Genomic DNA, 14,523 nt, shown 5'->3' on the forward strand with positions numbered 1-14,523 from the left:
ATATTATTTTCTGGAACAGTGTTCCAAAAAAATTAAAAACAGATTATAGTTGTTTTAGATTCTATCTCAAATGCCGTACAGATGAATCATTCAGATAAGGAGTTTCCTAATTATTCAGCTTTTGAGAATAAGTAGGGAGCAAAACTGAATAAGCGATGGAAAACGCATATTTGCTTATACACACTAATGGAGTAAGTGTATGACTCAACAGGTAAATTTAAGGGAGTTTATTGATGAAAATCCTATATCCCCAATACAAAAACTAGTCATCTTTTTATGTTTAATGATTGTCGTTGTTGATGGTATCGACATATCAATCATGGGATTTGTGGCTCCCGTCATTAAGCAGCAATGGGGAATTACTACAACTGATCTTGCACCCGTAATGAGTGCAGCTTTAATTGGTTTAGCTGTAGGTGCAGTGATTTCAGGACCTTTGGCAGACAAGTTTGGACGCAAAAAACTACTCATTATTAACTTAATGGGTTTTGGTGTATTTACTTTATGTGCAGCAGTTTCTAGCAATGTGACAGAACTGATGATGTTCCGTTTTATTGCTGGTTTATTTATGGGAGGGGTAATGCCGCAAGCTGTTACGTTGGTAACGGATTACTCTCCCATGAGAATGAATGGCCGTATGGTTACCATCATTCTAAGTGGATTCACAATTGGTGCTGCTATTGGAGGTTTTTTGGCTGCTTGGGTGATTCCACATTTTAACTGGCATGCCATGATGATTATTGGTGGAGTCCTACCACTTGTTCTAGCCGTTATCGCAGTATTTAAACTACCTGAATCTATTGGTTATAAAGTTCTGAAGGAACATCCAAAAGCAGAGATTGATGCCATTATCCATAAAATGGCACCAGATTTTGATACAGCTAACACTGTTTTCGTTTTACCTAAAGCAAAAACCAATACGGTTGATAATCCAGTAAAAGCAGTCCTGAGTCCTTTTTATTTCTTAGGCAGCTTTTTGCTCTGGTGGAGCTACGCATCTGGTTTGTTTGTGGTGTATTTACTTGGAAGTTGGTTACCAATGATGAGCCATGAATTTGGTTTTAGCATTAGCGAAGCTTCAATTATCACTGCGATTTATCAGCTAGGGGGGCCAGTAGGTTGTATCGCATGCGGTTATTTGATGGACAAGTTAAATCCACACCTTGGATTAGTGATTGCATATCTTTTAGCGATTGGCTTCATGTTCTTTCTAGGTGCAGTGGGTCATAACTTTGTAATGTATAGCATGATGTGTTTCTTCATCGGTATGTGGATGAATGGTGCGAACGCAGGTCTTAACAGTGTTTCCAGTTCATTTTACCCAGTTTTTGCTCGCGCGACCGGCAACAGTTGGATGCATGGGATAGGCCGATTAGGAGCAGTGGGTAGCGCATTTGCGGGAGCATATTTTTTAAGCCTAGGATGGGCGACGAGCAAAATATTCCTTGTGCTTTGCTTACCAACCGCCGGTATGGTCGCAGCATTAATCATTATGAAACTGGTTTATTCGCCAACAAAGATACGTCAGCACGAACTTAAAAAAGTTCAAATCTAAAATTTTCTAACTCATCGACTTTTAAGGAGATTGAATAATGGATATTCAATTGAATGGATCAACTCGTCTTTATTTTGTGGTCGGACATCCGATTGTACAGGTCAAATCACCTGAGGGTGTAACGATGGAGCTGCTTAAAAAGGATTTAAATGCGATTGTTATACCTGCTGATGTAGCACCAGAACACTTCCCAAATTTTGTTCAGCAAAATTTGTATTTAAATAATAGTGACGGCTTGATTGTCACGGTGCCTCATAAAATTTCGGCTTTGAATTGCTGCCAAAAATTAACTTCACGTGCACAGTTTATTGGGGCGGTAAATACGATTCGCCGCTGTAAAGAAGGGTGGGAAGGAGACATGCTTGATGGTAAAGGCATGGTACAAGCGATACGAAATAAGTTAATCGAGCTAAAAGATAAACGTGCCATTTTGGCGGGAGCTGGTGGAGCAGGTAAAGCGATTGCTTATGAATTACTTCTTGCTGAGGTAGCAGAGTTAGCAATTTTTGATGTAGATCAAACGCGTCAAAAACAACTAGTTGAACAACTTCAACAGCTAGGTAAAGGAAAAGTTGTTGCACATAATAATGATCCAACAGGATTCGACGTTGTGGTCAATGCGACACCTATGGGAATGAATGGCGATCCTTCAGCAGCTTTTCAATTACAAAAAATAACTGAACAAATGTCAGTTGCAGATGTCGTGACTAGTCCTGAAAACACACCATTTATTCAACATGCATTGAATTTGGGATGTAACGCAGTCAAAGGAACGGACATGTTTATTGAGGTTCGCGACTTAATGATTGCTTATTTACTTGAGAAAGAGCAGGAGCAACAAGATGTCGCGTGAATATTCACTTTCATTTTTGACCGTTGCAGATGTGAGTCCTGTAGAAGCAGTCAAAATTGCAGCAAAGTGTGGTTATGCAGCAGTGGGCTTACGCCTGCTGCCAGCAGCACCTAATGAAGTAGATTATCCAATTTTAAATGATAGCAAGCTAATTAAGGAAACAAAGGCTGCTTTGAATGACACGGGTGTTCGGATAGCTGATGTTGAAATTGTGCGAATTACTCAAGATTTTGAACCAAGAAAATATTTGCAGTTTTTAAGTACCGCTGAGCAGCTCGGTGCTAGGCATATTTTAGTTGCAGGAAATGACCCTGAGCAATCACGACTAATTCATCACTTCGCACAATTTTGTGAATTAAGTAAACAGTTTGACTTGAGTTGTGACCTAGAGTTCATGCCGTGGACCAATGTGAAAAATTTGGCGCAGGCTGAATATATCGTGAATCAATCAGGGCAAGAAAATGCGGCTATTTTAATTGATGCATTACATTTTGACCGATCAGATTCAACACTTGAGCAGATCAAAGCACTTAATCCAAAGCAATTGAACTATGTTCAGCTTTGCGATGGTTTTGCTGAATATGATCCGAGCGACGAAGGCTTAATTAAGATTGCACGTTCTAATCGATTAGTGCCAGGGCAAGGTGAAATTGATCTTGTAGGGTTAATTCGTGCTTTGCCTAAAGAAATTATGTTAGCGGCAGAAGTCCCCAATTTAGTACTCGCTGAACGTCCTGCTCTCGAACGCGCTGAAGTTAATTTGCAAGCAATGAAGCAGCTCGTTGCGCTCGCTCAATTGGGCACGGTTACGGGGTAATAAGTATGAACGCAAAAACCCAACAACCATTTCAGATGATTCCGATGCCAATTCGTGAATGCTACGAATGTGATGTTTTAGTCATTGGCTCAGGTGCAGGTGGGCTTTCAAGTGCCGTGACCGCAGCATATGAAGGATTAAAGGTTATTGTCGCAGAGAAAGCATCCGTATTTGGTGGAACTACTGCTGTATCGGGAGGATGGTTATGGATTCCTAATACACCTCATGCTGTACGTGAAGGAAAAGCCGAATCAATTGAGATACCTAAGCTATATTTAAAAAATATTTTGGGTGAAAAGTATGATGAAACAATGATTCATACTTATTTAACTCAAGCACCAAAAATGGTGGAATTTTTCGAAGCCAAAACTGAGGTTAAGTTTAATATTGGTGCCGCAGTACCTGACTTTTTCAATATTGAAGGTGCTAGGGTTGGATGGCGTTCGATTGTTGCTGCACCTTACGATGGCCGTTTACTTGGTCAGAAACTAAATATCCTACGTCCACCAATTCCTGAAACTACGCTTTGGGGAATGGGTATCGCTTCTGGCACAGATATGAAGCATTTCATTAATACTTTTAATGCAATTCCATCCTTTATCTATGCGACCAAACGAGTATTACGACATTTTTTTGATCTAATTTTTACTAAGCGCTCAACTCAAATTGTGAATGGTAATGCTTTGGTGGCTCGACTACTCAAATCTGCATTCGATTACAAAGTACAACTATTAGCAAATCATGCCATGACTGAATTAGTTGAAGAAAATGGTCGAGTGATTGGAGCATTATTTAAAACACCAGCTGGCATCGTCAAGATAATAGCAAAACATGGCGTGGTATTAGCGACTGGTGGTTTTCCGCATGATGAAAAACGTAAACAAGCTTTATTCAAACATGTGAGTGAAGGTACTCCTCATCATTCAGCTGCTCCTGAAACAAATATAGGTGATGGCTTAATTGCAGCAGAAGCAATTGGTGCAACTGTTGATCAAACTTTGCCTTGGTCTGGCGCATGGGCACCTGTGTCATTAATACCACGTTTAGATGGCACTTTAGGCCGTTTTCCACATTTGGTTGAGCGAGGTAAACCTGGATTAATTGCAGTTTTAAAAAATGGCTGTAGGTTCACGAATGAAGGTGATTCCTATCCTGCATTTATTAAAGATTTATTCAAACATACACCACAAGGCAAACAAGCACATTGCTGGTTGATTTGCGATCACAAGTTCATTCGCCGTTATGGCTTAGGTGCTGTTAAACCTTTTCCAATTTCTCTAAAGCCTTGGCTAGACAACGGTTACTTAAAACAAGGACACACTATTCAAGAGCTGGCTGTGGTGTGCGGCATAGATCCAGTTCAGTTTTTAAAAACAGTTGAGCAGTACAACCAATATGCATATTTAGGTCAAGATCCCGAATTTCAACGTGGCACTACACCTTATCAAAAAGCGCAAGGTGATGCCGATCATCATCCGAACCCATGTATTGCCCCGATTGAAAATGGACCATTTTATGCAGTTGAGGTGGTGCCAGGAAGTTTAGGGACATTTGCAGGACTGGTTACAGATGAATATGCCCAAGTTCTAAATAAAACAGGGCAACCGATTAATGGATTATTTGCGGCTGGAAATGATCTTAATAGCATCATGGGTGGTCAATATCCAAGTGGTGGAATTACCTTAGGTCCAGCCATGACATTTGGTTATCTTGCTGCAAAAAAAATTGTTGAACAAGCTAGAACTGAAACAGTAGCGTTCACGCCACATAGGCAGGATTAAGGAGAATTGAACATGGATAAAGAAGTTGATTTATTGGTTATTGGCGGTGGTGCAGCAGGCATGTCCGCAGCACTTTTTGCCAAGCTTGATGGATTAGATGTCTTACTTTGCGAAAAGGCTTCACAAGTAGGGGGGACTTCAGCAACATCAGGTGGAACCATTTGGGCACCAGGCTCACATTTAAGTGTTCAAGCAGGTGTTCCCGATGATATTGAACAAGCCCGAATTTTTCTTAAATCTGTAGTGGGTGAACGTGGTGGTGAAGAACTTCGTGAAGCATTTCTAGCTTCTTGTGCGGATATGGTCCGTGATTTAGATGAGAAAACTACAGTTAAGCTTAACGCTTGTTTAGCACACCCCGACTATGTCAAAAATCAACCAGGTGAAGCATTTGGTGGTCGTGCACTTGCGCCTGCTAAGTTTGATGCAAGTGTTTTAGGTGCTGACTTTAAATATGTACGTCCTCCACGAGCGGAATTTATGGGCTTAGGCGGCATGATGGTCAATCGTACTGAATTAAATGCATTGTTAAATCCTTTACAAAGCTTTCAGAACTTTATGACTACCTTAAAAGTTGTGGTGCCTTATTTTCTGTCACGTCTACGCTTTAATCGGGGTACACGGCTTGTTATGGGTAATGCTTTGGTAGGTAGCTTATTTTATAACCTTAAACAAAAACATGTTCCTGTTTGGTTCAATGCACCACTGCAAGAGTTACTGATCGAAAAAGGCAAAGTGGTGGGAGCCAAAATTGAAACCGAACAAGGCGTAAAAGTCGTTCGTACCAGAAAAGGTGTGGTTTTAGCCACAGGTGGTGTGGGGTGGAATATAAAGTTGCGTCAACAATTGTTTCCAAAAGGTTTAATTGCAGACTCACTGTCACCTTACTCAAACACGGGTGATGGGCTTAGTAAAGCTATTGAAAAAGGTGCAAAACTTGATCCCTCTGTGGATAGCAGTGTGCTTTATTTTCCATGTTCAATTCATGTTCATGCCAATGGTTATAAAGCTATTTGGCCGCACATTATTTTAGACCGGGCCAAACCAGGCGTGATAGCTGTCAATGATGATGGCAAACGCTTTGTCAATGAATCAGATTCGTACCACGACTTTTGTATGGCTCAGCTTAAAACAAATCAAGGTAAACCAAAAATTCAGTCTTACCTGATTTGCGACCAAACTGCGATTCAAAAATATGGGTTAGGTTTTGTTTTGCCAGGCGCAAAAAAACTCGATTACTACCTCAAAGCAAAATATTTATTCTCTGCAAATTCACTAGAAGAGCTTGCCCAAAAGGTTGGGATTAACGCTCAAGGATTGGTGAATACAGTTCAACGTTTTAATCACCTCGTTGAACAGGGTGTAGACACAGACTTTGGTAAAGGCAGTGGTGTGATGAATCGTTTTAATGGAGATCCTGAAGTCAAACCTAATCCATGCTTGGGCAAACTTGAGCACGGTCCCTTTTACGCTTTACCTGTCATTCCAATGGACTGTGCGAGTAGTGGTGGATTAGCTGGCGATATTTATGGTCGAGTGTTTGATCAGAATAATCAGGTGATTACTGGACTATTTGCCTGCGGTAATGACCTATCTTCAATTTTTAAAGGAACATATCCGGGCCCAGGAACAACACTAGGGCCAGGGATGGTATTTGCTTGGCGAATTGCTCAATTTGCCGCAGGAAAACTAAATAAACAAGTGACTGAACAACCTACACAAATGACACAACCACGGAGAACCGCATGAAGCTTTATCAACTGATTAACATCACTATCAAAATGGGTACAACTGCGACTGTTGCAGCAGGTATTCAAAGTTTTTACCAAGATGAGGCAGCTAAAGGTAAGTTACTTGGAGTATTTTTCTCTGATATAGGCGAGCTCAACCAAGTTGTTGTATTACGCAGCTATGCTTCACAACAAGAATTAGATGATGAAAATACGCGTTTAGCAGCACAAGAAAACTTGTTTGGAGCATCTGAAAATATTATTAGATATTCAGTAGAAAATTTTGCTGGTTTTGATTTCTTACCAGAAGTTGAGGTGGGTGAATTTGGTCCTGTATATGAAATCCGCACTTATGAGTTGAAACATGGTGGTGTCCCTCATGTCCTTGAAGCATGGAAAAATGCAGTGCCAACTCGGACTCAATACTCAAAATTAACAATAGCGATGTATGCTCTTGATGGCACACCTCGTATTGTAAGTATTTGGCCATATGCGTCATTGAATGAGCGTTCGGAAGTTCGTGCTAAATCGGTTGCAGATGGTATTTGGCCACCAAAAGGTGGTCCACAATGGTTAACGCATGAAATGCGGTCAATGATTGCACTACCAACTTCAGTATCGCCACTGAAATAAAACTTTAGAACGAGTCTATTAACTTAATAGACTCGTTCTAAATAAATACAACTATATTATAGTATTTTAAATGAACTATATAATTTTTAATATTTAAAGGTTTACTTATGTTTTATCTAAAAAATTAATAAAAATATAGAAATTTAGTATGTTTACTTTAAATTTTATTAAATCTAATCATATTTAATTGGATAATTATAAAGATGAAAGAGTTTTTGAAACTTGTAGATTAATATAATCCTTTAAAGGCATTTTTGGCCTGATTATAAATAAAAACTATTATATGAAACAAAATAAGTATTGGCATTTAGATGGGGATTTTTCCATTCTTAAACCGTTTTATGTACACGTTCCAGTAGGTAGCTGTCTCGGAAAATACAAGGGATTTGTTGTGTCTAACTTTGCCTGAACTTCGTATTCCGTTTTTATACCTTCAGTAACGCAGTATACGTTCAATTTTGCAGTTTAAGGAAATATTGATGTCGAATTCTGCTGTTGTTGATTCAGTTGCTTTTGCCTTAAGACAAGCTGAACTATCACAAACTGCGATTATTCCTATTCGTACTGAGCTCGGTGGTGAACAGGCAAATATGGATATCGCTTATGCAGTACAGGAAATCAATACTGTACGTGCACTCTCGGAAGGGCGCCGTTTAGTAGGTCGAAAAATTGGCCTCACTTCTAAAGTGGTACAAGCCCAACTTGGCGTAGATCAACCTGACTTTGGGATGTTATTTGCTGATATGGCATATGGCGATGGTGAACTCATTCCAGCGGGTAAGTTGATTCAGCCAAAAGTTGAAGCTGAAATTGCGCTCGTACTCAAAAAGGATTTAACCCAAGCCCGACATACATATGCAGACATTATTAGTGCAACTGACTATGCCTTACCGGCTATTGAAATAGTCGATAGTCGCATTGAGAACTGGAAAATCTCATTGATTGACACGGTTGCTGACAATGCATCAAGTGCAGCTTTTGTGTTGGGCTCACGTCCAGTACAGCTTAATCAACTTGATTTAGTTAACTGCAAAATGACGATGACTCGTGGTAATGAGGTCGTTTCGCAAGGTGTTGGTAAAGCTTGTTTAGCTAATCCATTGAATGCAGCAGTTTGGTTAGCGGATGAAATGGTACGACGCGGACGTCCATTACAAGCAGGAGATATTGTCCTGACTGGGGCATTGGGTCCAATGGTGGTGGCTCATCCTGGGGATGAGTTTAAAGTTGAAATTGAAGGCTTCAATTCGGTTGTTGCATGCTTTGCTGCTGAATAAAGGATAAGGAAATGAAAAAGATAAAATGTGCCTTAATTGGTCCAGGAAATATTGGAACAGATTTGTTGTATAAATTGCAGCGTAGTGAAGTTTTGGAGCCAGTATGGATGGTTGGAATTGATCCTACTTCTGAAGGCTTAGCTCGTGCTGCAACAATGGGTTTAAAAACCACGGCTGAAGGCGTTGATGGTTTATTACCTCACGTACTTGAAGATGATATCAAAATTGCTTTTGATGCAACTTCAGCATATGTACATGCAGAGAACAGTCGCAAGCTCAATGAGCTTGGGGTGTTAATGATTGATTTAACTCCTGCGGCAATTGGTCCATTTTGTGTGCCGCCAGTGAATTTGGAAGCTTTGTTAGATGCTGGTGAAGTACCCAATGTAAATATGGTGACCTGTGGTGGGCAAGCAACTATTCCAATGGTCGCGGCAATTTCACGGGTACAGTCTGTTAACTATGCTGAAATCATTGCAACGGTTTCGACTAAATCGGTTGGGCCAGGTACGCGTAAAAATATTGATGAATTTACTCGTACAACTGCTGGAGCAATTGAAAAAGTTGGTGGTGCCAAACAAGGTAAAGCCATCATTATTATTAACCCGGCTGAACCACCATTAATGATGCGTGACACAGTACATTGTTTAGTTGATGGAGAACCTGACCAAGTTGCAATTACGGAATCAGTCAATGCTATGATCAAAGAGGTACAAAAGTACGTACCCGGCTACAAACTGGTGAATGGACCTGTATTTGATGGTAATCGTGTTTCTATGTTTCTTGAAGTAGAAGGCCTAGGCGATTATTTACCGAAATATGCAGGTAATCTTGACATTATGACTGCGGCAGCTGCACGTACTGCAGAAATGTTTGCAGAACGCGTTTTATCTAATCAAAAAGCTGAAGTTGTTTAAGGAGAAACCGTATGTCTAAGATTATTGTGCATGATATGACTTTACGTGATGGTATGCATCCACAACGTCATCAAACTACAGTTGAGCAAATGATTGCCATTTCAACCGCGTTAGACGAAGCGGGTGTGCCATTAATTGAAGTGACTCATGGTGATGGCTTAGGGGGGAGTTCCGTTAATTACGGTTTCGCTGCTGCAACAGATGAAGAATATTTATCTGCTGTTGTGCCACGCATGAAAAATGCCAAAGTGTCAGCGTTGTTATTGCCTGGCATTGGAACAGTTGATCATTTGAAAATGGCACATGAGATTGGTGTTTCAACCATTCGTGTTGCAACACACTGTACAGAAGCAGACGTGTCTGAACAGCATATTACTGCTGCACGAAAATTGGGAATGGACACAGTAGGCTTTCTAATGTTGGCACATATGGCATCGCCACAACATTTGCTAGAAGAAGCAAAAAAAATGGTGTCTTACGGTGCTAACTGTATTTATGTCACTGACTCTGCTGGGTACATGTTGCCACAAGATGTTACCGATCGGGTTGGGTTACTTCGCCAAGAACTTGATAGCAGTATTGAGTTAGGTTTTCATGGTCACCATAACTTGGGTATGGGCGTTGCCAATACTGTTGCTGCGGTTGACGCTGGCGCAATTCGGGTCGACTTGGCGGCAGCTGGTCTAGGAGCTGGAGCAGGCAATACACCACTTGAGTTATTTATTGCAGTTGCAAATCGTATGCAAATAGAAACAGGCGTAGACTTGTTTAAAGTACAGGATATTGCAGAAGATCTTGTGATTCCAATGATGCTAAATCCAATTCGTGCCGATCGTGATGCAGCAACGTTAGGTTATGCAGGTGTATATTCTTCTTTCTTGTTGTTTGCAAAACGTGCTGAAGCTAAATATGGTGTCTCTGCACGTGAAATTTTATTAGAGCTTGGTCGCCGTGGTACGGTTGGGGGGCAGGAGGATATGATTGAAGATCTTGCCTTGACCATGTCAAAAGCGAAAGTAATGAGCGCATAAGTTTTTTACAAATGAAAAAGAGCACTCCACGAGAGTGCTTTTTTTCATCTACTGATTTGATCTAGATGAAATAACTTGGGTATAAGCGTTATTTTCTATAAATGGATGGACATCATTTTTGATTGGATGAGCTTCTATTTAAATAAAAAAACGATTAGAAAATTAAAAATAGCAAATTTAAATAAAGATATTTTAATAAAAAAAATATATATAACAAATGTTTATTCTGGTTTTCAGTAGATGATTAATCGTTTTTAGTGATCTGTTAAAAATCCTCATTACTGGAAAAGTAACCTTTTTTTAAAGCATTGAGTTTAAAAAGAAAAATATCTTAATACTCTAGTCGAATTTTTCATAAAAATAGAGTTGAGCATGATAGGGCTTGGTTTCATGGATTGATTGAAAGGAAGTACGCAATGCGTCGTCAAACGTTATGGATCGCAATGGCTTGCGCAATAGCAACAATAGGGGCTACTGGCACACATGCTGGTTTTGTTGAAGATAGTCAGGTTCAGCTTAAATTTAAAAACTTCTATTTAGATCGTCAGTATGATGACACCCCTGCAAAAAACTGGGGGAGTTGGTCGCAAGCTGTGACACTGGATGCAAAATCGGGCTATGCAGAGTTTGGGGCGTTACAACTCGGTGTTGATGTGTTAGCACAGTACGCTGTGCGTCTGGATGGCCGTGACCGTAATGCCGATTGGGTTCTGCCGTACAGTGGGATTTCTGGTACAGGCACAGGAAAACAAGAGCGCCAGTTTGGCAAAATAGGGGCAACTCTTAAAGCGAAAATCAGTCAAACTGAATTACGAATTGGTGAAATTTTACCTGTAACACCAGTAATTCATTTTGACCCATCACGTCAATTATTGACCACTTATAATGGGGTATGGCTGGAGTCAAAAGATCTTAAAAACACCAAATTAACGTTAGGTTATTTGGATAGTATCAATGCCCGTTATGAAAATCAGCCAATGGATTTTGGTCTATGGCCTAAAGCATTAAATAATGATGGTAAAACTGATGGGATGTATGTTGCGGGCATAGATTACCAATTAAATAAAAACTGGTCTGCAAGTTACTTTTATGGCGATGTGACGAATATCTATCGTCAAAATTACTTGGGTGTGAACTATAAAAACAATTATGACAAGTTAAAAGTCGATTCACACATACGTTTTTTCGACAATGCAGAGTCGGGAGATGCCTTGTATGGTGATATTGATAATCAGGCATTGTCTATAGGCTCAACCTTAACTTATGGCTCACACAGCGTAGGTTTATCTTATCAGCAAATGTTTGGTGACCATGGTAGTAACCCGAGTGCAGCAACTGGTGCACCATATTTCCCATCCCTCGCAGGTTGGGTACCTCAGCCTTATTTGGATAACTGGTCAGTTGCGAGCTTTATCCGTAAAGATGAGAAATCGGTGGGTGTGGCTTATAGCTATGATTTTAGTGATCTTGGCATTAAAGGTTTAAAAACCACTGCAAAATATTGGCATGGTTGGGGCATTGATTCAGCTTATGAATCAAGTGCATTAACAGGCAAAGGAAAAGAAGATGAATTCAACTTTATTCTGAATTACGTAGTGCCAGAAGGGAAGTTAAAAGGCTTGGGTTTTCAGTGGATGTATATCGATGTGAACTTCGACAATATTGCAGGCCAAGCAAGCGATTTGCAGGAACATCGTATTGCAACGATATACACCTATAAATTTTAAATACTTTTAAATATTTATTTAAATAACAAATGGTTATTAATATTTTTTTTGTATCACCTCATCGTAAACAAGTATCAGTTTAGGCGCTGTGAACAGGTAAAATGGGTGAGTAAAACATTTAAAATTTGGCCTACTAAAAGCAGCTTAATCTTGAGTTGAGCTGTATAAATTGTAAGAGGAATGACATGGGCACAGTACAAATCCCCGAATATAAAACAGATCCATTTTTTGGTTTGGAAGACAAATGGATTGAAACAGCAGCAGGCGAGCTTACTCATTATCATGAGCTTGGAGAAGGTACTCCAATTTTATTTTTACATGGTTCGGGTACTGGTGTTTCAGCAGCAGCAAACTGGTGGCTGAACTTACCACAAATTGCTGAGCAGGCACGCTGTATTGCTATTGATTCGATTGGTTATGGACAAACTGTTGTTGCAGAAGGGACCGCTTATGGCATCCGTGCATGGGTAGATCATGCAGTCCGTGTATTAGATGCTTTAGGAATTGAAAAAACCTGGTTAGTAGGTAATTCTTTAGGTGGTTGGTTAGCATTCCAGTTTATATTGGATTACCCAGAGCGTGTACTAGGTATTGTATCAATGGGAACGGGTGGTGCTAAACAGACGGCAGCACTTAAAGCACATGCTAATCCTGAATTGACAGAAGCTGGTATCCGTAAAACTTTAGAAATGTTTGTGGTCGATAAGTCTTTAGTTACAGATGAATTGGTTAAAGTTCGTTTTGACTCAGCAAAAAATGACTACGCTTCGGATCGATTGATGGATGTTGTTGGTGCACGAGACCGTGACCGTTTTGAGTTCCCGCTTGATTTTGAAAAGATGAAAGAGATTCAAGTTCCTGTACTACTCATTCATGGGGTGCAAGATGTAGTTATTCCTGTATCTCGTACATGGGATATTTTGAATATCGTACCTTATGCTGATGCTCATATTTTTAGTCAATGTGGTCATTGGTCGCAAGTTGAAAGAGCACAAGAATTTAACCAGATTATTAAACAATATTTAGCAGTACATGATGTTAAATAAAATATAAAAAATACAGGAAGGATAAATTATTATTCTTCCTGTATTTAAATTAAAAATTTTGGTTTTTTGCTGAGCCCTGTCATTTTATCTTAGACTTTTGTATTAAATAAGATAAGTTAGATCTGATTAATATTTAAGTAAAAAACTTTACTTAATAAATCCATGAATTCTTTAACCCCAGAAGATTCTGCATCTTTGCGATAGCTTACAAATAAATCTAAAAAAGGTAGATCGACATCAAGGGGTCTAGTGACAATATTATTTAAAGTGAGCGGCTCTATATAGCTAGGCAAGATCCCGCAACCTAATCCCATTCCTATTGAATTAATATTAAATAAAATATTATGAGCAGTTTGCACAATGTTAAATTTAATTTTATGAAGTTCAGCAAAATTAAGAATTGTATTATGTAAAATCGACGACTGTTCTGACGATGGGATAATAAAATCAATATTATTTAAAAGCTTCACTGGAATACGCTCGTACTGAGCAAGTGGGTGATCTCGAGGAAGCAATAGCATTAGAGGTTCACGTAATACAAACTGACTCTGAATTTCATCGTTATTTAAGTTATCTCTCATAAAGGCAATGTCAATTTCACCTTTCTTTAAGGCTTCCATTTGTTCGGTATTATTCATGCTCCGTAATTCAATTTTTAAGTTTGGATTTTGTATGCGTAAACTCGGAAGAACACACGGGAAAACTTTCATTTCTACTACTGGAACAAAACCAATGGTCAGTTGTTGTTTTTTAAATTTTGAAACTTGACGAGCCATTGCAATTGCTTTGTCCGCCTGAGCTAAAGTCAGACGGGCTTGTTCAAGAAATACACTACCTTCTTCAGTGAGTTCAACTTTACGTTTAGTGCGATGTAGCAATGTAACGCCAACCTCATCCTCAAGGTCTTTAATTTGTTGACTTAATGATGGTTGAGCTGTGTAGAGGCGAAGTGCAGCTTTACTAAAGTTGAGTTCTTCAGCCACCATTACAAAGTAGCGTAAATGACGTAATTCCATATCAGTTGTGATCCCAAAATCCTATTATTAACGTTGGATAGTTAATAAAATATGCTAAATGCTTGAAAACCATAAATCCGTTTATAAAACCACTGATCAGTATCAGTCGAACTTAATTTTAATATTTAAAATCTATAATG

12 protein-coding genes are annotated in these 14,523 nt (G+C 39.4%); 11 read left to right on the forward strand and 1 reads right to left on the reverse strand.

The window, feature by feature from the left end; all coding sequences use genetic code 11:
* The first annotated feature begins 199 nt into the window (after window positions 1-199).
* The 11 genes from AC1PJP_RS14275 to AC1PJP_RS14325 all read left to right on the forward strand — a co-directional run bounded on the left by AC1PJP_RS14275 (window position 200) and on the right by AC1PJP_RS14325 (window position 13,367).
* Window positions 200-1,555: an MFS transporter gene (locus AC1PJP_RS14275; RefSeq protein ID WP_151989406.1), complete on the forward strand. Its 1,356-nt coding sequence runs from the start codon at window positions 200-202 to the stop codon at window positions 1,553-1,555.
* 37 nt (window positions 1,556-1,592) lie between these two features.
* Window positions 1,593-2,408: a shikimate dehydrogenase family protein gene (locus AC1PJP_RS14280; protein WP_479767375.1), complete on the forward strand. Its 816-nt coding sequence runs from the start codon at window positions 1,593-1,595 to the stop codon at window positions 2,406-2,408.
* A complete protein-coding gene (locus tag AC1PJP_RS14285) occupies window positions 2,398-3,225 on the forward strand; it encodes a sugar phosphate isomerase/epimerase family protein (RefSeq protein ID WP_199943192.1) in 828 nt (275 codons plus the stop codon). Before AC1PJP_RS14280 ends, AC1PJP_RS14285 begins: the two co-directional genes overlap by 11 nt.
* 5 nt (window positions 3,226-3,230) lie before the next feature.
* Window positions 3,231-5,006, forward strand: coding sequence for an FAD-dependent oxidoreductase (locus tag AC1PJP_RS14290; RefSeq protein WP_479767377.1), 1,776 nt, complete (start codon window positions 3,231-3,233; stop codon window positions 5,004-5,006).
* 12 nt (window positions 5,007-5,018) lie between these two features.
* Complete coding sequence (locus tag AC1PJP_RS14295; RefSeq protein ID WP_479767379.1) at window positions 5,019-6,755, forward strand: FAD-dependent oxidoreductase; 1,737 nt, start codon at window positions 5,019-5,021, stop codon at window positions 6,753-6,755.
* Window positions 6,752-7,369, forward strand: a complete 618-nt coding sequence (locus AC1PJP_RS14300) for an NIPSNAP family protein (RefSeq protein ID WP_005305802.1) — start codon at window positions 6,752-6,754, stop codon at window positions 7,367-7,369. The genes AC1PJP_RS14295 and AC1PJP_RS14300 overlap by 4 nt, the downstream gene beginning before the upstream one ends.
* A gap of 479 nt (window positions 7,370-7,848) precedes the next feature.
* Window positions 7,849-8,646, forward strand: coding sequence for a fumarylacetoacetate hydrolase family protein (locus AC1PJP_RS14305; RefSeq protein WP_005305800.1), 798 nt, complete (start codon window positions 7,849-7,851; stop codon window positions 8,644-8,646).
* Window positions 8,647-8,657: 11 nt separating this feature from the next.
* Window positions 8,658-9,563: an acetaldehyde dehydrogenase (acetylating) gene (locus AC1PJP_RS14310; protein WP_479767381.1), complete on the forward strand. Its 906-nt coding sequence runs from the start codon at window positions 8,658-8,660 to the stop codon at window positions 9,561-9,563.
* 11 nt (window positions 9,564-9,574) lie between these two features.
* On the forward strand, window positions 9,575-10,594 hold the full coding sequence (gene dmpG / locus AC1PJP_RS14315; RefSeq protein WP_005305792.1) for a 4-hydroxy-2-oxovalerate aldolase: 1,020 nt from the start codon (window positions 9,575-9,577) through the stop codon (window positions 10,592-10,594).
* Between the two features lie 416 nt (window positions 10,595-11,010).
* Window positions 11,011-12,321 carry an OprD family outer membrane porin gene (locus AC1PJP_RS14320; RefSeq protein WP_479767383.1) on the forward strand — a complete coding sequence of 437 codons (1,311 nt, stop codon included), beginning with the start codon at window positions 11,011-11,013 and terminating at the stop codon, window positions 12,319-12,321.
* 185 nt (window positions 12,322-12,506) lie between these two features.
* Window positions 12,507-13,367 (forward strand): alpha/beta fold hydrolase, encoded by an 861-nt coding sequence (locus AC1PJP_RS14325; protein WP_005046825.1) that lies wholly within the window; start codon window positions 12,507-12,509, stop codon window positions 13,365-13,367.
* A 116-nt stretch (window positions 13,368-13,483) separates the two neighbouring features.
* Here the strand turns inward: AC1PJP_RS14325 and hcaR are convergent, their stop codons facing one another.
* Window positions 13,484-14,383 carry a DNA-binding transcriptional regulator HcaR gene (gene hcaR, locus AC1PJP_RS14330; RefSeq protein ID WP_005046827.1) on the reverse strand — a complete coding sequence of 300 codons (900 nt, stop codon included), beginning with the start codon at window positions 14,381-14,383 and terminating at the stop codon, window positions 13,484-13,486.
* Between the last annotated feature and the right edge of the window lie 140 nt (window positions 14,384-14,523).

This window comes from Acinetobacter sp. V116_7 (genome assembly GCF_056735735.1).